16 protein-coding genes are annotated in these 20,897 nt (G+C 69.9%); 3 read left to right on the top strand and 13 right to left on the bottom strand.

The genetic code is table 11. The features are described 5' to 3' along the window. Positions 1–79: 79 nt before the first annotated feature. Entirely contained in the window at positions 80–616 is a 537-nt protein-coding gene (locus WFG93_RS00730; RefSeq protein WP_336644398.1) for a MarR family winged helix-turn-helix transcriptional regulator, read from the top strand. A 67-nt stretch (positions 617–683) separates the two neighbouring features. On the opposite strand, the gene WFG93_RS00735 is transcribed toward WFG93_RS00730, so the two are convergent. From WFG93_RS00735 to WFG93_RS00755, 5 genes are all read right to left on the bottom strand, one after another. Beyond that, positions 684–1,121 carry a putative immunity protein gene (locus tag WFG93_RS00735; protein WP_336644399.1) on the bottom strand — a complete coding sequence of 146 codons (438 nt, stop codon included), beginning with the start codon at positions 1,119–1,121 and terminating at the stop codon, positions 684–686. Positions 1,122–1,129: 8 nt separating this feature from the next. Further along, on the bottom strand, positions 1,130–1,906 hold the full coding sequence (locus WFG93_RS00740) for an enoyl-CoA hydratase-related protein (protein ID WP_336644400.1): 777 nt from the start codon (positions 1,904–1,906) through the stop codon (positions 1,130–1,132). Positions 1,907–1,998: 92 nt separating this feature from the next. Further along, positions 1,999–2,892 (bottom strand): 3-hydroxyisobutyrate dehydrogenase, encoded by an 894-nt coding sequence (gene mmsB, locus WFG93_RS00745; RefSeq protein WP_336644401.1) that lies wholly within the window; start codon positions 2,890–2,892, stop codon positions 1,999–2,001. Continuing rightward, positions 2,889–4,103: an acyl-CoA dehydrogenase family protein gene (locus WFG93_RS00750; RefSeq protein ID WP_336644402.1), complete on the bottom strand. Its 1,215-nt coding sequence runs from the start codon at positions 4,101–4,103 to the stop codon at positions 2,889–2,891. Before WFG93_RS00750 ends, mmsB begins: the two co-directional genes overlap by 4 nt. Positions 4,104–4,114: 11 nt before the next feature. Further along, positions 4,115–5,617 carry a CoA-acylating methylmalonate-semialdehyde dehydrogenase gene (locus tag WFG93_RS00755; RefSeq protein ID WP_336644403.1) on the bottom strand — a complete coding sequence of 501 codons (1,503 nt, stop codon included), beginning with the start codon at positions 5,615–5,617 and terminating at the stop codon, positions 4,115–4,117. A 246-nt stretch (positions 5,618–5,863) separates the two neighbouring features. On the opposite strand from WFG93_RS00755, the gene WFG93_RS00760 reads away from it, so the two are divergent. Further along, positions 5,864–8,680: an immune inhibitor A domain-containing protein gene (locus WFG93_RS00760; protein ID WP_336644404.1), complete on the top strand. Its 2,817-nt coding sequence runs from the start codon at positions 5,864–5,866 to the stop codon at positions 8,678–8,680. A gap of 133 nt (positions 8,681–8,813) precedes the next feature. Here WFG93_RS00760 and WFG93_RS00765 read toward each other — a convergent pair whose 3' ends face one another. From WFG93_RS00765 to WFG93_RS00800, 8 genes are all read right to left on the bottom strand, one after another. Further along, positions 8,814–9,890: a ScyD/ScyE family protein gene (locus WFG93_RS00765; RefSeq protein WP_336644405.1), complete on the bottom strand. Its 1,077-nt coding sequence runs from the start codon at positions 9,888–9,890 to the stop codon at positions 8,814–8,816. Between the two features lie 161 nt (positions 9,891–10,051). Next, a complete protein-coding gene (locus WFG93_RS00770) occupies positions 10,052–11,230 on the bottom strand; it encodes a thiolase family protein (RefSeq protein ID WP_336644406.1) in 1,179 nt (392 codons plus the stop codon). 49 nt (positions 11,231–11,279) lie between these two features. Then, positions 11,280–12,458, bottom strand: coding sequence for an ROK family transcriptional regulator (locus WFG93_RS00775; RefSeq protein WP_336644407.1), 1,179 nt, complete (start codon positions 12,456–12,458; stop codon positions 11,280–11,282). A 58-nt stretch (positions 12,459–12,516) separates the two neighbouring features. Next, positions 12,517–14,073: a glycoside hydrolase family 43 protein gene (locus tag WFG93_RS00780; RefSeq protein ID WP_336644408.1), complete on the bottom strand. Its 1,557-nt coding sequence runs from the start codon at positions 14,071–14,073 to the stop codon at positions 12,517–12,519. After that, positions 14,070–16,496: a beta-glucosidase gene (locus tag WFG93_RS00785; RefSeq protein WP_336644409.1), complete on the bottom strand. Its 2,427-nt coding sequence runs from the start codon at positions 16,494–16,496 to the stop codon at positions 14,070–14,072. Before WFG93_RS00785 ends, WFG93_RS00780 begins: the two co-directional genes overlap by 4 nt. A gap of 1 nt (position 16,497) precedes the next feature. After that, positions 16,498–17,352, bottom strand: coding sequence for a carbohydrate ABC transporter permease (locus tag WFG93_RS00790; protein ID WP_442928225.1), 855 nt, complete (start codon positions 17,350–17,352; stop codon positions 16,498–16,500). 38 nt (positions 17,353–17,390) lie between these two features. Continuing rightward, entirely contained in the window at positions 17,391–18,404 is a 1,014-nt protein-coding gene (locus WFG93_RS00795; RefSeq protein ID WP_336644410.1) for a carbohydrate ABC transporter permease, read from the bottom strand. A 7-nt stretch (positions 18,405–18,411) separates the two neighbouring features. Continuing rightward, complete coding sequence (locus WFG93_RS00800; protein WP_336644411.1) at positions 18,412–19,701, bottom strand: ABC transporter substrate-binding protein; 1,290 nt, start codon at positions 19,699–19,701, stop codon at positions 18,412–18,414. 141 nt (positions 19,702–19,842) lie between these two features. Between WFG93_RS00800 and WFG93_RS00805 the strand changes: the two genes are divergently transcribed. Next, positions 19,843–20,841, top strand: a complete 999-nt coding sequence (locus tag WFG93_RS00805; protein WP_336644412.1) for a LacI family DNA-binding transcriptional regulator — start codon at positions 19,843–19,845, stop codon at positions 20,839–20,841. The last annotated feature ends 56 nt before the right edge of the window (positions 20,842–20,897 follow it).

The following is a 20,897-nucleotide window of genomic DNA, read 5'->3' on the forward strand; positions in this document are numbered from 1 at the left end:
GACATCGCGTGTCACAGCTAATGATACTGAGTTTCGAAGACGGCCGACGGCGGGACGGCCGAGACGCTAGCGTGGGTCCATGGCCCGTCCCCGTCCGCTGCCCATCGACCCGCTCGCCGAGGCGAAGCGGCAGTGGCTCGCGCACGGCTGGTCGGACGCCGCCGACGGCATGGCCGTGGTCACCAGCGTGATGCGCGCCCAGCAGCTGCTGCTGGCGCGGGTGGATGCCGCACTCAGACCCTTCCAGGTGACCTTCGCCCGCTACGAGGTGCTGCGTCTGCTGGCGTTCAGCCGCACCGGCACGTTGCCGCTGTCGAGCGTCGTCGCCCGCCTGCAGGTGCACGCGACGAGCGTCACGAGCATCGCCGAGCGGCTCGTGCGCGACGGACTGGTGCGCCGCGACCCGCATCCGCACGACGGCCGAGCAGCGCTGCTCACCCTCACCGACTCCGGCCGCGACCTCGTGGAGCGGGCCACGGCTGCGCTGAACACCGAGGTCTTCTCCTCGCCGGGACTGGATGCCGACGACGCGGCATCCCTCGTCGCGATCGTCGCCCGCCTGCGCAAGAACGCCGGCGACTTCACCGATCCGCGGCCCCTTCCCGACCCGCTCTGAGCCGCACCAACAGCGCGGCACCACCTCAGCCCGCGCGAATCGCCGCCCGACGAGCGATGCGCCGGTGTCAGTCACCCTCGTAGACGTAGTGGTCGAAGCGCTCGGGCACCTGCATCCGCTGCCAGGCGAGCTCCTCGTCGCGGCGCGAGCGGTCGTCGGGGAAGGCCTTGGCGGTGTAGCGCGGCACCTGCCGGGCATGCCCCGCCATGTGCGCGACGGCGGCCGCCTGCCCGCACACCCGGGCCGCAGCGACCGCGCCCGGGTCGATGGATTCGCGCGCCGCCGCATGGCAGGCGAACGAGAGCTCGCGCACCTCGTCGATCCCGAGCTCGCCGCGCATGAACGCCTGCGCAGCATCGAGAGCCTCCCGCGGACGGGAGTCGTGCGGTCGCTCGGCGAGGAACAGCGGCAGCATCCGCTCCGCGCAGGCCACCGTCCACTGCACGAGCTCGCGTCGGTCCTCCTCGGAGAGGGTCAGGTCGTCGTCGTCAGGCAGCGCTTCCATGGCGACGCTCATCCGTGCTGGAAATGAGGGGGGCGCTTCTCACGGAAAGCCGCCATCCCCTCCTTCTGATCTGCAGTGTCGAACAGGGCGGCGAACTGCTGCTTCTCGACAGCGAGGCCGGCTTCGAGCGTGGTCTCCATCGCGGCATCCAGCGTCGCCTTGGCCGCGTACAGCGAGGGCAGCGACCTCGCGGCGATGCTCTCGGCGAGGCGGGTCGCCTCGTCGAGCAGATCCGCCGCCGGCACCACGCGGGAGACCAGACCGATGCGCTCGGCCTCGTCGGCCTTGATCGAACGCCCGGACAGGATCAGCTCTGCCGCCTTGTAGTAGCCCACGGCGCGGATCAGGCGCTGCGTGCCGCCCATGCCCGGCACGACGCCGAGATTGATCTCGGGCTGACCGAAGGTGGCGGTGTCGGCGGCGAGGATGATGTCGCACATCATCGCGAGCTCGCATCCGCCGCCGAGCGCATAGCCCGAGACCGCCGCGATCACCGGCGTGCGCACTGCCGCGAAGCGCGTCCACGCGCCGAAGTGGTCGGTCTCGAGCATCTCGGTCGCCGTCTTCGACTCCATCTCCTTGATGTCCGCACCGGCGGCGAAGGCGCGCTCGGATCCGGTCACGACGATGGCGCCGATGCCGTCGTCGGCGTCGAAAGCGGATGCCGCCTCGGCGACCTCCTGCGACACCCGGCCGTTCAAGGCGTTGAGCGCCTCGGGTCTGTTCAGGGTGATCCAGCCCACCCGTCCTCGCTGTTCGACGATGATCGTCTCGTACTCAGCCATGTCGCCCCCTCCTCCGCGGCACTGCGGTGAGTCCAGTATCTCAGGCGTCCGCGATCACTCCCTTCGACAGGCTCAGGGAGCCACTTCGTAGGTCAGCTCCCGGAGTGCCCGTCGCGGATGTCGGTGATGATGCCCGAGAAGTCACGGCCGGCGCCGTCTCCCGCGGCGAACGCGGCGTACAGCTGCTGGGCGAGCCGGCCCATCCTGGCATCCGTCCCCGTGCTCTCGATCGCCTGCAGGGCGAGTCCGAGGTCCTTCGCCATGAGCGCGCCGGCGAAGCCGGGCTGGTAGTCGCGGTTGGCGGGACTGGTCGGCACCGGGCCGGGCACCGGGCAGTTGGTCGTGATCGACCAGCACTGGCCGGATGCCTGCGAGACGACGTCGAACAGCGCCTGGTGCTCGAGGCCCAGCCGCTCGCCGAGCACGAACGCCTCGGCGACGGCGATCTGCGAGACCGCGAGGATCATGTTGTTGCACACCTTCGCCGCCTGCCCGAGACCGGGGCCGCCGCAGTGCACGATGCGCTTGCCCATCGTCTCGAGCAGCGGGAGGGCTGCCGCGAAGTCGTCGTCAGCACCGCCCACCATGAACGCCAGTGTGCCGTTCTCGGCGCCGACCACGCCGCCCGACACCGGCGCGTCGATGTTGCGATGCCCCGCGGCGAGCGCGAGCTCGTGGGCGGTGCGCGCCTCGTCGACGGCGATCGTCGACGATTCGATGAACAGGGTGCCCGGCTGCGCGGCTGCCAGCAGCTCGTCACGGTAGGCGGCGATCACGTGCCGGCCGGCGGGGAACATGGTGATCACCACCTCGGCATCCGCAACGGCCTCCGCGCCGCTGCCGGCGACCGGGATGCCGGCGTCGCGCGCCGCATCGATCGCGGCCGGAACGAGGTCGAAGCCGTGCAGCTCGTGCCCGGCGCGGACCAGGTTCACCGCCATGGGCAGGCCCATGTGGCCGAGGCCGAGGAAGGCGACGCGGGTCATGATGCGCTCCGCATCTGGTTCTCGCCGCTGCGCTGGAGCGAGGCCGACCCTGCCGGACGCAGCATCTCGCGTCCGACGATGAGCCGCATGATCTCGTTCGTGCCCTCGAGGATCTGGTGCACGCGCAGGTCGCGCACCACCCGCTCGATGCCGTAGTCCTGCAGGTAGCCGTATCCGCCGTGCAGCTGCAGCGCGCGGTTGGCGACGTCGAATGCGGCATCCGTCGCGAACCGCTTCGCCATCGCACAGCGCATCGTGGCATCCGGCGCCTTCTCGTCCACGGCCCGCGCGCCGTCGTGCACCATCAGGCGCGCGGCCTGCAGCTCGGTGCGCATGTCGGCGATCGCGAACAGGATCGACTGCTTCTCGGCGAGCGGCTCGCCGAACGCGACCCGCTCGTGCACGTACTGCACGGCCTTCTCGAGCGCCCACTGCGCCCCGCCGAGCGAGCACGCGGCGATGTTCAGTCGCCCGCCGTTGAGCGCCGACATGGCGATCGCGAAGCCGCGCCCCTCCTCGCCCAGCATGGCGGATGCCGGCACGCGCACACCGTCGAAGATCACCTGGCGGGTGGGCTGGGCGTGCCATCCCATCTTCTTCTCGGCCACGCCGAAGCTCAGTCCCTCGGCATCGCCGGGCACCAGGAACGCCGAGACGCCCTTGGCGCCGGACCCGGGCCCGCCGGTGCGGGCCATCACGACGTAGACGCCGGCTTCCCCCGCGCCGGAGATGAACTGCTTCACGCCGTTGAGCACGTAGTGCTCGCCGTCGCGCTGCGCGGTGGTGGCGAGGCCTGCGGCATCCGATCCCACGCCGGGTTCGGTGAGGCAGTAGCCACCGAACAGCTCCATCGCGGCGAGGGCGGGCACCCACTGCGCGCGCTGCTCGTCGTCACCGTAGGTGTCGATCATCCAAGCGACCATGTTGTGGATGGAGATGTACGCCGCCACAGTGGGATCGCCCTTGGCGAGCTCCTCGAAGATGGCGACGGTGTCGACGCGGCCCAGTCCGGTGCCGCCGAACTCCTCGCCGACGTAGATGCCGCCCAGACCCAGCTCGCCCCCGCGATGCAGCGACTCGCGGGGGAACAGGTGCTTCTCGTCCCGCTCGGCTGCGTGCGGAGCGAGCTCTGCGTCGGCGAACTCGCGCACGGCGCCGAGGATCGCCTCGCGCTCCTCATCGGTGACGGCGGTGCTGTCGATCATGGTCATGGTTTCGGCTCCTAGGACATCGTGGGCATGACGAAGCTGGCCCCGTCGCGGATTCCGTGCGACGGCCAGCGGCTCGTCACGGTCTTGGTCTTGGTGTAGAAGCGGAAGGCGTCTGTGCCGTGCTGGTTGAGGTCGCCGAAGCCGCTGCGCTTCCAGCCGCCGAAGGTGAAGTAGGCGATGGGCACCGGGATGGGCACGTTCACCCCCACCATGCCGACGTTGACGCGGGCGGCGAAGTCGCGCGCCGAGTCCCCGTCGCGCGTGAAGATCGAGACCCCGTTGCCGTACTCGTGATCGGATGCCATCGCCAGCGCCTCTTCGTAGTCGGCGGCGCGAGCGATCACGAGCACCGGCCCGAAGATCTCCTCGCGGTAGACGGCCATATCGGTGGTGACGTGATCGAACAGCGTCGGCCCCAGATAGAAGCCCTCCTCGTGCCCCGGTACGGTGAACCCGCGCCCGTCGGCGAGCAGCGTCGCGCCCGCGTCCACGCCCTGCTGGATGTAGTCCGTGACGCGCGCCACCGCGTCACGGGTCACAAGCGGGCCGTAGTCGAAGCCCTCCTCGAGCGAGGGGCCGACCTTGAGCTCGGCGACGCGCTCGGTGAGCTTGGCCGCCAGGGCATCCGCGGTCTTCTCCCCCACCGGCACGGCCACCGAGATCGCCATGCAGCGCTCACCGGCCGAGCCGAATCCGGCTCCCATCAGCGCGTCCGCGACCTGATCCAGGTCGGCGTCTGGCATGACGATGAGGTGGTTCTTCGCGCCCCCGAAGCACTGCGCGCGCTTGCCGTGGGCGATCGCGGTCGTGTAGATGTACTCCGCGATCGGCGTCGACCCCACGAAGCCGACCGCCTGGATCCGTGGATCGGTGATGAGCGCGTCGACGGCCTCCTTGTCGCCGTGCACCACGTTGAACACCCCGGCGGGCAGACCCGCCTCGAGGAAGAGCTCGGCGAGCTTGACCGGCACCGACGGATCGCGCTCGCTGGGCTTGAGGATGTAGGTGTTGCCGGCGGCGATCGCCGGTCCCGCCTTCCACAGCGGGATCATCGCCGGGAAGTTGAACGGGGTGATTCCCGCCACCACGCCGAGCGGCTGGCGCATCGAGTACACATCGATGCCGGTGCCGACGCCGGTGGAGTATTCGCCCTTGAGCAGGTGCGGCGCCCCGATGCAGAACTCGATGACCTCGAGGCCGCGCTGCACGTCGCCCTTGGCGTCCTCGAACGTCTTGCCGTGCTCGCTGGAGAGCAGGCGCGCCAGCTCGTCCATGTCGCGGTTGACCAGATCCACGAAGCGCATGAGAACGCGGGCGCGCTTCTGTGCGTTCGTCGCCGCCCACCCCGGCTGCGCCTGCTCGGCGACCTCGATCGCTGCGCGCACCTCGTCCGCGGTGGCGAGCGGAACGCGGGCCTGCACCACGCCGGAGCTGGGCTCGAAGACGTCCGCCACGCGGCCGCCGGTGGTGTGAACGTGCTTTCCGCCTATGAAATGGGGGATCATGCGAGTCATTGTGGTGACGCTCCTCTGTGACCTCTTTGGCACACTGCCAGGATAGTCCGCGCGCCGACGGATTACTAGGGGGCCCTAGTAAATCGGCGGCAGTCATCGCCGAGGTCACGAATGCGCACGATCCCGCAGGTCGGTCTTCCCTTCGCCGCCCTCGGCGGGTAAACCCTTATCTGTGCGCCCTGACCGGGGCGCGTCATTTCGCATCGTCGCGAACATCCCTCGTGACGGTGTCCGAAGGGAGAACTGATGTCACAACGGACTGCCCGCACGCGACGACGCGCTGCAGCGGCGACGTCCGCGTTCGTGATCGCAGCCGCAGGCTTGACGGCCTTCGGCGGCGCCCCCGCGACCGCGGCTCCATCCTCCGACCCCGGTGCACCGCAGGCGGCGCCGACGATCGGATCCGACGAGTACTACATGAACTACGTCGCCCCCCGCACCGACAAGGTCGTCGAGGTGCCGGCCGACCAGCCGATCGCGAACACGAAGGGGCAGACCAAGCGCTCGCTGGGCGGCAAGGCCCTCGAGCGCGCGATCAAGAACGATCAGAAGTTCGCGCAGGGAAACCCGCGTGCTGCGGCGCAGCTCGCGAAGACCGAGGCGAAGGCTCTGAAGACCGGCAAGAGCCCGAAGCAGCTGAAGAAGTCGAAGACGACCCAGCAGGCGAAGCTGCTCACGATCCTCGTGGAGTTCGACGGCACCGACGACTTCAGCGATCTGTACGTGCCCACCGCGTTCGGCGAGACGACCTGCAAGCCGGGCAGTGTGCAGGGCCCCACCCTGCACAACAACATCCCCGACCCCGCCGATGCCGAGCACCTCGACAACAACTCGATGTGGGTGCCGGACTTCTCCAGTGAGCACTACAACAAGATGCTCTTCACCGACGAGGGCATCACCGACCGGGTGCGCACCGACCTCACCGGACCCGACGGCAAGCCGGGCTTCGACATCTCCGGCTACACCATGAAGAACATGTATGAGGAGATGTCCCGCGGAGCGTACACGCTGACCGGGTCGGCGACCCAGTGGGTGAAGGTTCCGCACTCCGAGGGGTACTACGGCGCGACGGTGTGCCAGAAGAACCCGGAGACCGGGGAGTGGGAGGCCGGTGCCATGCAGGACATGCAGGGCCACCCCGACAACCCCCTCGGCCCCGGACAGCTGCCCATCGACGCGGTGGCCGCGCTCGCGGCGCAGAACCCGGACTTCCCCTGGGCCGATTACGACATCGAGGACCAGGGCGATCGGGACGGCGACGGGAACGTGCATGAGGCGGACGGCGTGATCGATCACGTTGTGCTCGTGCACGCCGGTTCCGACAAGTCCGGCGGCGGCGGCGCCGAGGGCACCTACGCGATCTGGGCGCACTCCTCCGCGGTCGCGGGCGGTGCGAGCATCCCGGGCACGAACCTGAAGATCTCGAACTACATCGTGCAGCCGGAGGACTCGGGTGTGGGCGTCTTCGCTCACGAGTACGGACACGATCTCGGCCTGCCCGACCTCTACGACACCTCCAACGCCGGCAACTCCGACATCGACTTCTGGGATCTGATGAGCTCGGGGTCGCACGCCGGGCCGATCTTCCAGTCGATGCCCACGCACATGGGCCTCTGGGACAAGTGGGTGCTCGGCTGGGCGGACCCCGAGGTCGTCGACCCCGGCAGCCGGTCACGCACGATCAAGGTGGGGCAGGGCTCGCGGCCCAAGAAGGGCACCGAGGACGGCATCAAGATCAACCTGCCCGACAAGAAGCTCGTGCTCGCAGAGCCGCACAGCGGTGAGGACATGTGGTACTCCGGCGCCGACCAGAGCTGGGCGGATGTGCGTCTCACCCGTGCGATCGCCGATGTGCCCGCCGACGCGAAGTTCTGGATGTGGAACGACTACGTCATCGAGCAGGACTGGGACTTCGGCTTCGTCGAGGTCTCGACCGACGGCGGCAGCACCTGGGTCGAGCAGAAGGTGTACGCCGAGTCCGGCGAGCTCGTGTCGACGGATGACGGATACGCCGACCCGAACGGGCGCATGAAGGACTTCGGCGGCAAGAAGTACGGCCTGACCGGATCCAGCGACGGCTGGCGTCACGACTACGTCGACCTCGCGGCATACGCGGGGCAGGACATTCAGCTGCGACTGCGCCAGGCGACCGATGCCGCCTTCGAGGAGCGCGGCTGGTTCGCCGATGACTTCAGCCTGACCAGCGGGACCGACACGGTGTGGTCCGACGATGTGGAGTCCGGCGACAACGGCTGGACCGCGACGGTCGACTCGTGGACCGACACGACCGGCGCCGGCTGGCACCACGACAGCGGCACCCAGATCAAGGCGCAGTACTACCTGGTCGAGTGGCGCAACTTCGACGGTTTCGACGAAGGCCTGAAGTACGGGTACACCACGGTGTACAGCGACGACGCGTGGAAGGTCGAGAAGGTGCCGTACAACGCTCCCGGAGCGCTGGTCTGGTATCGCGACACGGTGTACGGCGACATGAACCACGTCGCCGCCAACCACACCGCGTTGCCGAGCTGGGGCGCGAAGGGCGGCCTGCTGCTCGTCGACAGCCACTTCGACCCGCTGCGTCGCACCGGCGCCCAGGCGGCGATGGATCCGTCACCGCTGAAGAACCTCTCCACCCGTGCGCAGTCCTCCAACGCGGCGTTCGGCGTGCAGCCGACGTATCGATTCAAGGACTGCTCCGTGGATGCGAACTACAAGGAGGCGTGCACGACGCTGGCCCCGCAGCCGGCGGTCAGCACCTTCACCGATGACAAGGGCTGGGTGCCCGGCATCGAGGTGCGCGGCGGAGACCTGTACTACCGTCTGCGCGACGCCTCGGTGGTGGTGCCCTCGGTCGGCGACGCCCCGTACAGCACGCGGGTGGTCAACGCCGACGGCTCCCCGGCAACTGATCTGTACGGCCTCGACCTGGGCAACACGGTCCTCGGAACCGGGAATCCGGCGGATGCCGGGGTCGGCTACGGCACCGTGGTCACCGTGAAGAAGCCGATGCAGGACAACACTGCCGCACTCATCTCGGTCACCCCGCCCAGGGCGGAGTGACGCGCACGAGCTGAGCGCACCAGGCGCCGGTCATCCGTTCGGATGGCCGGCGCCTCGTCGTATCCGCCCCCGGAAGCGAGACCCCCGCCGACTCGGGTCGGCGGGGGTCTCTTCGTTCGTGCGCTTCTCGCTGTCAGCGGCGGATGTGAGCCTGCACCTTCACCTTGCCCTTGGCGATGCTCACCAGCGTCCCCGGCCCACCGGCGAAGTCGAGCGTGGACGCCCAGACCGTGCCGTTGCCGGATGCCGCGACCCCGACCGCGCCCGGCAGCGCGGCGAACTGCGAGACGGTGCCGCGATCGACCACCGAGATCTGCCCGCCGAACAGCTCCGCGATGTACACCCGGTTCGCGGCGATGGAGAGGCTGGTGGGTCCGGAGAAGCCCGAGGCGACCTGCGTCGTCGCGCCGGTGCGGCTGTCGATCCGCCACAGCGCTCCGAGTGACGCGGACTCACCGGGGAACCCGGGGAGCGTGGTGACGTAGATCGCACCGCCGGGACCCACCGCGACGCCGGTCGGCACCGGCTCGGCGTAGTACACGTCTCCGATGGCGCAATCGCCGAGGCCCAGCATGCCCGCCGTCTCGGCGGTCAGGGTGACGGGCACCGGCGGCAGCACCGCGACAGTGCGGATCGCTCCCTTCGCCGTCACCTCGTACACCGCGTTGGATGCGGCATCCGCCACCAGCCACCCGCTGTGCCATGCGGCCACTCCGTACACGTGCGAGTCCAGCAGCCCGGTGTAGGCGGTGCCGGCCGCGCAGCTCGCGGGGTCGGTCACCCCGTAGCTGCTGCCGGAGTCCGGATTGTTCGCCATCTCGTAGGCGTGCAGGTCGATGTACGCGGTCTGACCACCGGGGCTGCGCACATTCAGTCCGCTCTCGGTGATCATGGGCGGCTCCGATGCGCCGTCCTCCACGGATGATCCGTACGCGAGCCACGACCCGCGCACGGCGAGACCTGCCAGCCCGGGGACGCCCTGGACGATGGGCGCGATGCTGCCGTCGGGCTGCAGCTGCCCGACGGTTCCGGTGCCGCCGTCCGCGACGAGCACCCGGTGCCCCTCGACAGCCAGGCTGAACGGTGCTGCGAGCTGTGCCGACCATTCCTCCAGCACCGGCGTCCGATCAGCCGCCGACGCCGCTGTCGGCACCACGAGGATCAGCGCTGCCGCGGCCCCGACCGCGGCGAGCGCGCGAGAAGTGCGCATATCTGCCTCCGATTCCCGATCCGCGAGCGGATCTTCGTGCCGAGCGCGGCGAACCGACCCCGGCGCCACCCCAGCGGCGGCTGAGCCCGATTGTGGAGAGGCCCGTCCGTCTTCTCAAGAGCGGCGGCGGAAGAACGGGGGAAGTCGGGGGCAGGCCCCGATCAGAGCCGCTCGATGATGAGGGCGTTGGCCATACCGCCGCCCTCGCACATCGTCTGCAGCCCCAGGCGGCCGCCGGTGGCCTCGAGGTGATCGAGCAGCGTGCCCAGCAGCCGCGTTCCAGAGGAGCCGAGCGCGTGCCCGAGGGCGATCGCACCCCCGCGCGGGTTCAGCTTGGCCGGGTCGGCGCCGAGTTCGGCAGCCCAGGCCAGCGGCACCGAGGCGAACGCCTCGTTCACCTCGTAGGCGTCCAGGTCGTCGATCGTGAGATCGGCGCGCTCGAGCACGCGGCGGGTGGCGGGGATCGGACCGGTGAGCATGAGCAGGGGATCGTCGCCGATCACGTCGAAGGCGCGGAAGCGGGCGCGGGGGGTCAGTCCCAACTGCTCGGCGCGGTCGGCGCTCATCATCAGCGCGGCGGAGGCCCCGTCGGTGAGCGGCGAGGAGTTCCCCGGCGTGATCGACCAAGACAGATCCGGGAACCGCGCGGCGAGCGGGTCGGTGCGGAACGAGGCCGGAAGGGCGGCGAGCTTCTCGACCGTGGTGCCTTCGCGCACGGTCTCGTCGGCTCTGGCATCCGGGGCCTCCGGAACCGCGATCACGGTGTGGTCGAAGAACCCGTCGTGCCACGCGCGCGAGGCTCGGGCGTGCGATTCGGCGGCGAACGAGTCCAGCTGCTCGCGCGCGAGTCCCCAGCGGCGGGCGATGAGCTCTGCGCTCACGCCCTGGTTGACGAGCCCCTCGGGGTAGCGCTCGCGCAGTCGTGGCGACAGGGGCGACCCACCGGCGGCGGAGGCGCCCAGCGGCACCCGGCTCATCGACTCCACTCCGCCGACGATGACGATGTCGTTCTCGCCTGCGGCGATTCCGGCGGCGGCGAAGTGCACCGCCTGCTGGCTCGAGCCGCACTGCCGGTCGATGGTCGTCGCGGGCACCGTCTCGTCGAATCCGGCGGCGAGGACCGCCTGACGGGCGATGTTCATGGCCTGATCGCCGACCTGGCTGACGCAGCCGAGCAGCACGTCGTCGACCTGCCCCGACTCGAGGCCGTTGCGCTCGAGGATCGCCTGCAGCACGCCCGCGGCGAGATCGACCGGATGCACGCCCGAGAGCACCCCGCCGGGCTTGCCCCGTCCGACCGGGGTGCGTACGACGTCGACGATCACGGCTTCGCTGCTCATGACTCCATCCTGCCTCCGACCGGCGATGTAGGACGACGATCGGGGAGATTCAGCCGACGGCGACGCGATCGGCTGCGAGCGGGTCGGCCAGCAGCCGATCGAAGGCCGCGTCGGCGGCGCCGATGAGCAGGCGGTCGGGGCCGAGCGCGGCGGATGCCAGCTGCAGGTTCTCCGCCGACGCGGCCAGCGCCCGTGCGCGCACCTCCCGGTCGAAGGACTCGTGGTCGAGGTCGCGGAGCACGGCGAGGAAGCCGCCGAGGACGATCATCGACGGATTGAGCACGTTGACCGCGTTGCGCAGCGTGGCGGCGAGGATCCGGCGCTGCCGCGCCGCCTCCTCACGCGCCTGCACGCCCGCCGGCTGGCCCAGCGCGCGTGCGAGCTCGTGATCGTCGGCTCCCACCAGGCCGGCGGATGCCAGCAGGCGCGCACGGTTGACCTCGTCCTCGAGCACGCCGTCGCCGACGCGTCGGTCCCTGGCATCCGCGATGCTCGCCGCCGTCTGCCCCCATTCGCCGGCGTATCCGCCCGCACCGCCGATCAGCTGACCGTGCAGGATCAGGCCGCCGCCGATGCCACTGGCGCCGCCGTTGAGGTACACCACGTCGGCGTGCTCGCGTGCCGCGCCGAACAGCCGCTCCGCGCGTGCCCCGTACGACGCGTCGTTGCCGACGGCGACCGGCAAGGCGAGGGCATCCGCGAGCGGCCGTGCGATCTCGGCATCCCGCCAGCCCAGGTGCGGGGCCAGGCGCACGATGCCATCGACGGCGCGCACCAGACCGGGTACGGCCACCCCGGCGCCGACGATGCGGCATCCCGCCAGATCTTCCCGCCATCCCTCGAGGACCCCGGCGACCAGCTCCATCACGTCATCGACACCGGGACGGGTGGCCTCGATGCGCGCGCGCCGGCGGACGGCACCGCCCAGCGACACCGCGCCGACCTCGATCGCGTCGATCTCGGGGTTGATGCCGATCGCGACGACGTCCGGGCTCGGCACGACGATCGGCGAGGGTCGCCCGACCCGTCGCGTGGGGTCGGGGTCGTGCTCGTGAACCAGTCCCGCTTCGGCGAGACGGGACACCAGGTCGGAGACCGTCGAGCGGTTCAGTCCGGTCTCCGCCGTGATCACCGCCCGCGAGCGCGGTCCGCGGTGGTGCACCAGCCGCAGCACCTCGCCGAGGTTGGTGCGGCGCACGCCTTCGACCGTCGTGGCGCGTTCACTCATGCTTGGTCCGCCTTCTGCCGCCCTGGCTCACCAGGCTACCGAGGTGAGCGGTACGTGCTCACTCCGCGGCATCCGACGGCGCGTACTCGAATCGGGTGATCGCCAGCTCTCCCTGCGGCGCGCTGCCGGCACTGGTCGCGTGCACCCCGACCCACAGCCCGAGGAAGCCCCCGGTCGACGAGGCGTCCAGCTGCCGGGCATCCACCGTGCCGAGCGGAAGGTCGTCGTGCATGAGTTCGAGGTCGTACCCGCGCCCGCGCAGGCGCAGCTCGACCTGCAGCACGTCGGGCAGCGTGCGCAAGGCGAGCACGCGCTCCTCCCCGCCGCGCACGTGCACGGCGCGCAGCGTCAGGGCCGCGGCGGTGCGGGTGACGACCACCGCGGCGTGGTCCCGCTCGGATTGGCGCACCACGAGCGCGCCGCTCTCGCCGACCGCGAGCCCGCTGACGTCCAGCACCGTTCGCACATCGACGTCCGCGTGCTGCTGCCGGATGCCGAGGAAGGCCACCGTCGTCGCATCCCGCAGCGTCGCCGCGCGCACCGGCATCCGCCACACCCCGCCATCGGCGCAGGCGATCTCGGCCGGCAGCGCGCGCAGCGCCGTCCACCGCGGATCGTGCGGCGACACGGCGCCGGCGACCCGGTCATCGGGCTGCCAGCTTCCCGCCGGCGCCGGCTCGGTCGCCCACCGAGCGGTGATCTCGCGCGGCAGCCGGCCCTCTCCGGGGGCGAAGACGGGCCAGCCGTCCTCCCACTCGACCGGGCACAGGAACGTCTCCCGGCCCAGCGGATAGTGGTGTCCGTCAGCAGCGCGCATCGCCAGCATGAGGGCCTGCCACGAGCCGTCCGGCGCCTGCACCAGGTCGGCGTGCCCCGCCCCGATCACGTCGGTGCGGCGGCCGAGGTGACGGTGGGTGAAGACCGGGTTCGCCCTGTTGCCCCGGTACGGGCCCGTGACCGCATCCGCGCGGGCCACGCTCACGGCATGGTGGAACTCCGTGCCGCCCTCCGCCGCGACGAGGTGCCAGTCGCCGTCGATCCGGTACAGGTGGGGCGCCTCGGCCCACACCGCCCCGTGCACGGCGCCGCGCCAGACGACGTGCTCGTCGCCGATCAGCGCGCGCTGTTCGGCGGAGTACTCGCGCACCCACACCTCGGTCTGGTCGTGCCAGGCGGGATCGGCGGCGAGGCGGGTGCCGTGCATCCACACGCGCCCCTCGTCGTCGAAGGCGAGCGACGGGTCGATCCCGCCGACATCGAGCATGACCGGGTCGCTCCACGGTCCCTGCGGCTGCTCGGCGGTGACGAGGAAGTTGCCTCCTCGGCTCGGGTCGTCCGGGTCGACGAGCGTGCACACCACCCAGAACAGATCGAGGCCGTGGCGGATGGTGGGCGCGTACAGCCCGCCGGACGAGCGGATGCCGTCGAAGTCGAGCATGTCCGCGCGGTCGATCACGTGCCCGATCGTCTCCCACCGCAGCAGATCGCGCGAGCGCAGCACCGGCAGGCCGGGCAGGTACTCGAAGGTCGAGGTGACCAGGTAGTACCACTCCCCCACCTGGCAGACCGACGGGTCGGGATAGCAGCCGGGCAGCACCGGATTGAGCGCGGTCATGCCCGCACTGCCTGCGACACCTCGACACCGACGACGCGGGCATCCGCACCGGTCACGCGGTGCACGTCACCGGTGAGCACCATGCTGCGCGGCGTCGTGGCGGCGCCGGGCAGCACCACCTGCTCGCGGGCGCGCTCGTTCGAGATCGCTCCTCCGGTCGTGCCGGCCAGGTCCGCGGAGGGCGCGGAAGCCGCGGCGTGTGCCGCCGCCCACACCAGCACCTCGCCCGGTTCCACGACGCGTGCGAGGGTGCGGTCGGTGAACGCGAAGCGCGCGGCGGGAACATCGAAGCTCACCCGCCGGCTCTCGCCGGGTTCCAGGGCCACGCGCGCGTAGCCGAGCAGCTGCACCACCGGCCGCGTCACGGTCGCCACGAGGTCGCGGCCGTACAGCTGCACGATCTCGTCGCCGGCCCGATCGCCGGTGTTGGTGACGGTGACGGTGGCGGTGAAGCGCCCGCCGGTGCCCGCCTCGGCGGGCAGTGCGAGGTCGTCGTACGCGAAGCTCGTGTACGACAGGCCGAATCCGAAGGGCCGCAGCGGTGTCGGGTCGGTCGCGGTCACCTCCGACGGTCCGCCGAGGATGGGATGCAGGTAGCTGTACGGCTGCGCGCCGGAGAAGCGCGGCAGGCTCACCGGCATCCGGCCCGACGGAGTGACGTCACCGGTCAGCGCCTGGGCGAGCGCCGTGCCGCCGGCCTCGCCGGGGAAGAATGACTGCAGCACGGCGGCCGGTCGCACCTCGCCCTCCAGCGCCCACTCGATCGCGTACGGCCGACCGCTCAGCAGCACCATGATGACGGGTGTGCCGGTCTGCACGAGCCGCTCGACGAGCTCACGCTGCACGCCGGGCAGGTCGAGCGACTGCACGTCGTTGCCCTCGCCTACGGTGCCGCGCCCGAACAGGCCGGCCTGATCGCCGACGACCACGACGGCCAGATCGGCGTCGGCCGCCGCCCGTGCGGCATCGTCGAACGCGGACCGGTCCGAGCCCTCGACGTCGCTTCCGCCCAGGTGGACGATCTCGGCATCCGGCATCGCCACGGCGAGCGCCTCGCGCACGGTGGGGATCTCGAAGCCGATCTCGTGGTCGGTGTGATGGGCGAGCACGTGATTGGCGAAGGAGTAGCAGCCCTGCAGCGCGGCGGAGCGATCGGCGTTGGGCCCGATCAGCGCGATGCGCGAGGCGCGATCGGCGATCGGCAGCACCCCGTCGTTCGCGAGGAGCACGATCGACTCGGATGCCAGACGCAGCGCGACCGCTCGGTGCTGAGCGGTGTCGAGGTCGACGACGGTCGGCGCCGCGTCCTGGAAGGCCGCCGGGTCCAGCAGCCCGAGTTCCTCCTTCTGGGCGAGGACGCGGATGACCGCCCGGTCGAGGTAGGCCTCGTCCAACTGCCCCGCGCGCACGCGCTCCACGAGCGGGGCGAGGTAGGCGTCTCCGGAAGGCAGCTCGACGTCGATGCCGGCCTTCAGGGCGAGCTCGGCCGCCTCGCCGCGGTCGCGCGCGATGGCGTGCATGACCTGGAGGAAGGCGACGGCGAAGTAGTCGGCGACCACCACGCCCTCGAAGCCCAGCTCGTGGCGCAGGAGATCGGTGAGCAGTGCGGGATCGGATGCCACCGGCACCCCGTCGATCTCGGAGTAGCTGTTCATCACACCGCGCGCACCGCCGTCGCGGATGGCCATCTCGAACGGCGGGAGGAAGACGTCGGCGACCCCGCGCGGGCCGGCCGATACCGGGGCGTGGTTGCGCCCGGCGCGCGAGCCGGAGTAGCCGAGGAAGTGCTTGAGCGTGGCGTGCACGCCCTGCGACTGCAGCCCCTGCACGTAGGCGGTGCCGATGGTGCCGACGAGGTACGGATCCTCGCCGATGCACTCGTCAACGCGTCCCCAGCGGGGGTCGCGGACGACGTCGAGCACCGGAGCCAGGCCCTGATGGATGCCGAGCTCGCGCATCGACTGCCCGATGAGCGCTCCCATCTCGGCCACGAGATCGGGATCGAACGACGCGCCCCAGGCCAGCGGAGTGGGGAACGTCGCGGCCTTCCAGGCGGCGAGGCCGGTCAGGCACTCCTCGTGCACGATGGCCGGGATGCCCAGGCGCGTCTCGCGCTGCAGCCGGCGCTGCTCGTTCCATAGCCAGGCGGCCCGCTCTGCCGGCTCGACCGGGCGCGTGCCGTAGACGCGCGTGAAGTGGCCGATGCCGTGACGGGTGATCTCGCTCAGCGTGTCGGATGCGCCGGCCGAGGCCATCTCGTTCTGCATGGGCGCGACCACGTCGCCGCCCTGATCGAGCCAGTAGCCGACCAGCTGCGCGGCCTTCTCGTCGAGGGTCATCTGCGCCAGGAGTGCGGCGACGCGCGGAGAGGCGATCGGGAAGGCGGGGACCCCGGGCGGTGTGGGATGGGTGCGATCGAACATGTCAGCCTTTCACGGCTCCGGTCAGTCCGCCGACGATGCGGCGCTCGAACAGGCTGAAGAAGATCAGCGCGGGAAGCATCGACAGCGAGGTGTAGGCCAGCACCCGGGCGGTGTCGACCGAGTACTGCGACGCGAAGTTCTGCACCCCCAGCGGCAGGGTGAACAGGCTCTGGTCGCTGAGGATGAACAGCGGCAGCATGTAGCCGTTCCATGCCCCCACGAACGCCAGGATGCCGACGGTGATGACGCCCGGCAGGCTGAGCGGCAGCACCATGCGCCAGAAGAAGCCCAGTCGCGATGCGCCGTCGATCGACGCGGCCTCCTCGAGCTCCCTGGGGATGGCGCGCAGGAACGGGACGAGGATGATGATGGTCATCGGCAGGGCGAAGGCGATCTGCGGCAGGATGATGCCGGCGAGGCTGTTCACCAGCCCGAGGTTGCGGATCAGGATGTACAGCGGGGTGATCGCGACGGTCACCGGGAACATCAGCCCCGCAGCGAACAGCGAGTACATCAAGCCGCGGCCACCGAAGTCGTATCGCGCGATCACGTAGCTGGCCATGAGGCCGAGCAGGACGGCGCCGGCGGTGGTGCCCACAGCCGAGATCGTGGAGTTCATCATGGCGACCCAGAACTCCGAGCTCGCCAGCACGTCACCGTAGTTGGCGAACTGCCACGGCGCCGGGAAGCCGGACGGGTCGATCGTGATCTGCGAGTTCGTGCGGAAGCCGCCGATGATGATGTACAGCACCGGGGTGATGCAGATGGCGATCAGCATCAGTGCGACGAGGTAGACGGCGGGGCTGCCCCACTTGACGCCGGACTCGCGTGGTCGGCGCGGGCCCTTCGGCTCGATCGCCTGGATGGCGACTCGCGTGTTCAGAGTCTCGGCACTCACTTGCGCTTCCTTCCGCTGTCGCCGGTCAGTGCGCCCTCGGTGTCGCGGCGCAGGACGAAGCGCTGATAGAAGAGCGCGACGACGAGCGTGATGATGAACAGCATCACGGCGACCGCGTTGCCGAAGCCGTAGCTGCCGGCCAGATGTCCGTTCTGGTACATGTAGGTCGCCATCGTCGAGGTGCCGGCGGTGGCGGCGATGTACTGCCCCCAGATGATGTTGACCAGGTCGAACAGCTGCAGCGATCCGATGATCGAAAGGAACGCCCAGATCCGGATGGTCGGCCCGAGCAGCGGGACGGTGATCGCCCACTGGGTCTTCCAGAAGCCGGCGCCGTCGATCGCGGCGGCCTCGTAGAGCTCCTCGGGGATGGACTGCATCCCCGCCAGCATGAGGATGACGGCGAAGCCGAGGTACTTCCAGGTGATGATGATCATCAGCGACGTCATCGCGATCGCCGGGTCGGCGATCCAGGACTGCTGGAACTCGCCCAGACCCCACTTCTCGAGCAGGGAGTTCAGTGCACCAGCATCCTGCAGCATCAGGCTCCAGCCGATGCCGACGATCACCTCGGAGATGACGTACGGGACGAAGATGAGGATGCGGATGATCGAGCGCCCGCGGATCTTCTGGTTCATCAGCAGCGCGAACAGGATCGCGATGGGCCCCTGCAGCAGCAGCGACAGCACCACGATGATGCCGTTGTGCAGGACGGCCGCACGGAATGTGTCGTCCTGCCAGATCATCACGTAGTTGTCGAGTCCGATGAACTCGGTCGGCCAGCCGAATCCGTTCCACTTGAAGAAGCCGTAGAACGCCGCCATCGCCACCGGCAGGATGACGAAGCCGAGGAACATGATCAGGGCAGGTCCGGCGAGGAGCGCGATCTCGCCGCGCTTGCGCCAGTCGGTCCGCCTCGGCCGCCGCTCCGGGGCGGGCGTCGCGCCCGCCCCGGAGACGGCGTCCTGCTCAGGCACCGTGGTGCGCTGCAGTGCCTGGGTGTCGTGCATGGCTGGGTCAGCCTCGCGCCTGCGCCTTGGCGACCGTGTCGACGAGCTTCTCCGGGCTGCCCTGACCGGCGAGCATCTCGACGACACTGGTGTTCAGCGCGTTGCCGACGTTCTGACCGAGAGCGGTGTCGAGCCACAGCGCGACGTACGGCGCCTTCTGGTAGGCCTCCATCAGCGGCTTGAGGGACGGGTCGGTGACCGCACCCATCGCCTCCTGCGAGGCGGGGATGGTCTGGAACGCGACCGCGTACTTCTCCTGCCACTCCTTCGACGAGACGAAGTTCAGGAACTTCTCGCACGCTGCCGGGGAATCCTTCGCGCAGGAGTAGCCGTCGACGCCGCCCATCATGGCGCCGGCGCCGCCGTCACCGCCCTCGACCTCGGGGAACGGGAACCAGCCCAGGTCGGGCAGCGGCTTCTGGTCGGGGGTCAGGCTGGCGATCACGCCGACATCCCACGCGCCCATGAGCTCCATGGCGGCCTTGTGGTTGGCGAGCAGGCCCGCCGACGAGTTCGCGCCCTCCTGCGGGGAGGTGGTCAGGAACCCCTTGTTGAACGGTTCGGTGGCCGCGAACTCCTGAAGGTTCTTCGCCGCCTCCAGCCAGCAGGGGTCGGAGAAGTCGGCCTTCGTGGCGAGGTTCTCGATCAGCCCCTGATCGCAGGCGCGCAGGGCGAAGAAGTAGTACCAGTGCGCTGCCGGCCACGCGGCCTTGGCGCCGAGGGCGATCGGCTCGACGCCTGCGTCCTTGAGCTTCGAGACCGCGTCGTCGAGCTCCTCGACCGTGCTGGGCTGCGAGGTGATGCCGGCCTGCTCGAACAGGTCCTTGCTGTAGAACATGCCCCCGGGGAGCACGGCACTGGGCATGCCGTAGATCTTGCCGTCGACGGTGAACGCGCTGAACGGCGCGTCGCCCAGCGCCTTCTTGACATCGTCGTCGATGAGGTCGGTGAGGTCCTTCACCTTGTCGGCGCTGACGATGTCGGCCAGCTTGCCTCCGCCGCGAGCCATGAAGATGTCGGGCATGTCGCCCGAGTTCACGGCGGTCTGCAGCTTGCCGTCCATGTCCTCGTTCTGGATCGACGTGACCTTGATGGTCACGTCCTTGTTCGCCTCGTGGAAGGCGGCAGCAGCGTCTTCCCAGTACTGCTTGCCCTCTCCGGTCGTGGAGTTGTGCCACATGGTCAGCGTCTCGCTACCATTGTCGTCTCCGCCGGATCCCGCGGAGCAGCCGCTCAGTGCGAGCGCTCCCACCGCGACGACGGCGGCCGCCGCCAGCCAGGTCTTCCGGATCTTCATGCTGTGTCTCCTCGTCGTTGAGTGCTACCGGGTGCACCTATTTGTTGCCAGCGACACCCAATCTCCTTGGCTTCACTCTGACACCTGCATTCCTTCATGTCAATCGTTATCGATAACGTTTTCGGTCATTAGGCTGTCTCCATGGCCGCACGCACCACCATCCACGACGTCGCGAGGGCCGCCGGCGTCTCGGTGGCCACTGTGTCAAAGGCCATCAATGGCCGCGACGGAGTCGCCCCCGCGACTCTGAACCATGTGATGGCGGTCGTGGAAGAGCTGGGCTATGCCAGCTCACTCGTGGCGACCTCGATGCGCCGACAGCAGACGAACGTGATCGGCGTGCTCGTCGCGGAGTTCGAGCCGTTCGCCGTGCAGCTGCTGCAGGGTGTGTCGACCGCCCTGCAGAACACGCGCTATGACGTGCTCGCGTACGCCGGCAGCGTCTCGGCGGGCGAGCATCTCGGATGGGAGCGGCGCTCGCTCTCCCGACTGGGGGGCACGCTCATCGACGGGGCGATCATCGTCACACCCACCACGACCCCCGCGCACGCCTCGGTGCCGATCGTCGCGGTCGACCCGCATGCCGGGCCGCAGGGCACCTCTACGGTGAGCGTGCACAATCGTGATGGAGCCCATGCGGCCGTCGCTCATCTGATCGAGCTCGGACATCGGCGGATCGGCCATCTGCGCGGACGCACCGACCTGGAATCCGCCCATCAGCGCGAGGACGGCTACCGACGGGCGCTGCATGAGGCCGGCATTCCCTTCGACCCCGCGCTCGTCGTCGATGGCGGGTACCGCGCCTCCTCATCCACCGCCGGCGCCCAGCGGCTGCTCGACCTCGTCGACCGGCCGACCGCCGTCTTCGCCGCGAACGACCTGTCGGCGATCGAGATGATGCGCGTCGCTGCGCAGCGCGGGATCCGCGTGCCGCAGGACCTGTCGGTGGTCGGTTTCGACGACGTGCCCGAAGCCGCGTCGCACGACCCCCAGCTGACCACGGTGCGCCAGCCGCTGCTCGAGATGGGCGCCATCGCGGTGCGCCTGCTGCTGGCCATGCTCGAGAACAGCGCACACGAGGACGTCCGCCTGCCGGCCGAGTTGATCGTGCGCGCATCCACTGCGCCGCCCGCGCACTGAACCCGAGAGGTCGCTCGGCGGCGGCCGGTCGGTCTACACGTTGCATCCGCGTGATC

The organism is Microbacterium sp. USHLN186 (genome assembly GCF_037145155.1).
Lineage (GTDB): Bacteria > Actinomycetota > Actinomycetes > Actinomycetales > Microbacteriaceae > Microbacterium.

What these genes read in the sequence shown, in the direction of transcription:
- WFG93_RS00730 (WP_336644398.1), top strand. Translation starts at nt 80, where the DNA reads ATGGCCCGTCCCCGTCCGCTGCCCATCGACCCGCTCGCCGAGGCGAAG.
- WFG93_RS00735 (WP_336644399.1), bottom strand. Translation starts at nt 1,121, where the DNA reads ATGGAAGCGCTGCCTGACGACGACGACCTGACCCTCTCCGAGGAGGAC.
- WFG93_RS00740 (WP_336644400.1), bottom strand. Translation starts at nt 1,906, where the DNA reads ATGGCTGAGTACGAGACGATCATCGTCGAACAGCGAGGACGGGTGGGC.
- mmsB (WP_336644401.1), bottom strand. Translation starts at nt 2,892, where the DNA reads ATGACCCGCGTCGCCTTCCTCGGCCTCGGCCACATGGGCCTGCCCATG.
- WFG93_RS00750 (WP_336644402.1), bottom strand. Translation starts at nt 4,103, where the DNA reads ATGACCATGATCGACAGCACCGCCGTCACCGATGAGGAGCGCGAGGCG.
- WFG93_RS00755 (WP_336644403.1), bottom strand. Translation starts at nt 5,617, where the DNA reads ATGACTCGCATGATCCCCCATTTCATAGGCGGAAAGCACGTTCACACC.
- WFG93_RS00760 (WP_336644404.1), top strand. Translation starts at nt 5,864, where the DNA reads ATGTCACAACGGACTGCCCGCACGCGACGACGCGCTGCAGCGGCGACG.
- WFG93_RS00765 (WP_336644405.1), bottom strand. Translation starts at nt 9,890, where the DNA reads ATGCGCACTTCTCGCGCGCTCGCCGCGGTCGGGGCCGCGGCAGCGCTG.
- WFG93_RS00770 (WP_336644406.1), bottom strand. Translation starts at nt 11,230, where the DNA reads ATGAGCAGCGAAGCCGTGATCGTCGACGTCGTACGCACCCCGGTCGGA.
- WFG93_RS00775 (WP_336644407.1), bottom strand. Translation starts at nt 12,458, where the DNA reads ATGAGTGAACGCGCCACGACGGTCGAAGGCGTGCGCCGCACCAACCTC.
- WFG93_RS00780 (WP_336644408.1), bottom strand. Translation starts at nt 14,073, where the DNA reads ATGACCGCGCTCAATCCGGTGCTGCCCGGCTGCTATCCCGACCCGTCG.
- WFG93_RS00785 (WP_336644409.1), bottom strand. Translation starts at nt 16,496, where the DNA reads ATGTTCGATCGCACCCATCCCACACCGCCCGGGGTCCCCGCCTTCCCG.
- WFG93_RS00795 (WP_336644410.1), bottom strand. Translation starts at nt 18,404, where the DNA reads ATGCACGACACCCAGGCACTGCAGCGCACCACGGTGCCTGAGCAGGAC.
- WFG93_RS00800 (WP_336644411.1), bottom strand. Translation starts at nt 19,701, where the DNA reads ATGAAGATCCGGAAGACCTGGCTGGCGGCGGCCGCCGTCGTCGCGGTG.
- WFG93_RS00805 (WP_336644412.1), top strand. Translation starts at nt 19,843, where the DNA reads ATGGCCGCACGCACCACCATCCACGACGTCGCGAGGGCCGCCGGCGTC.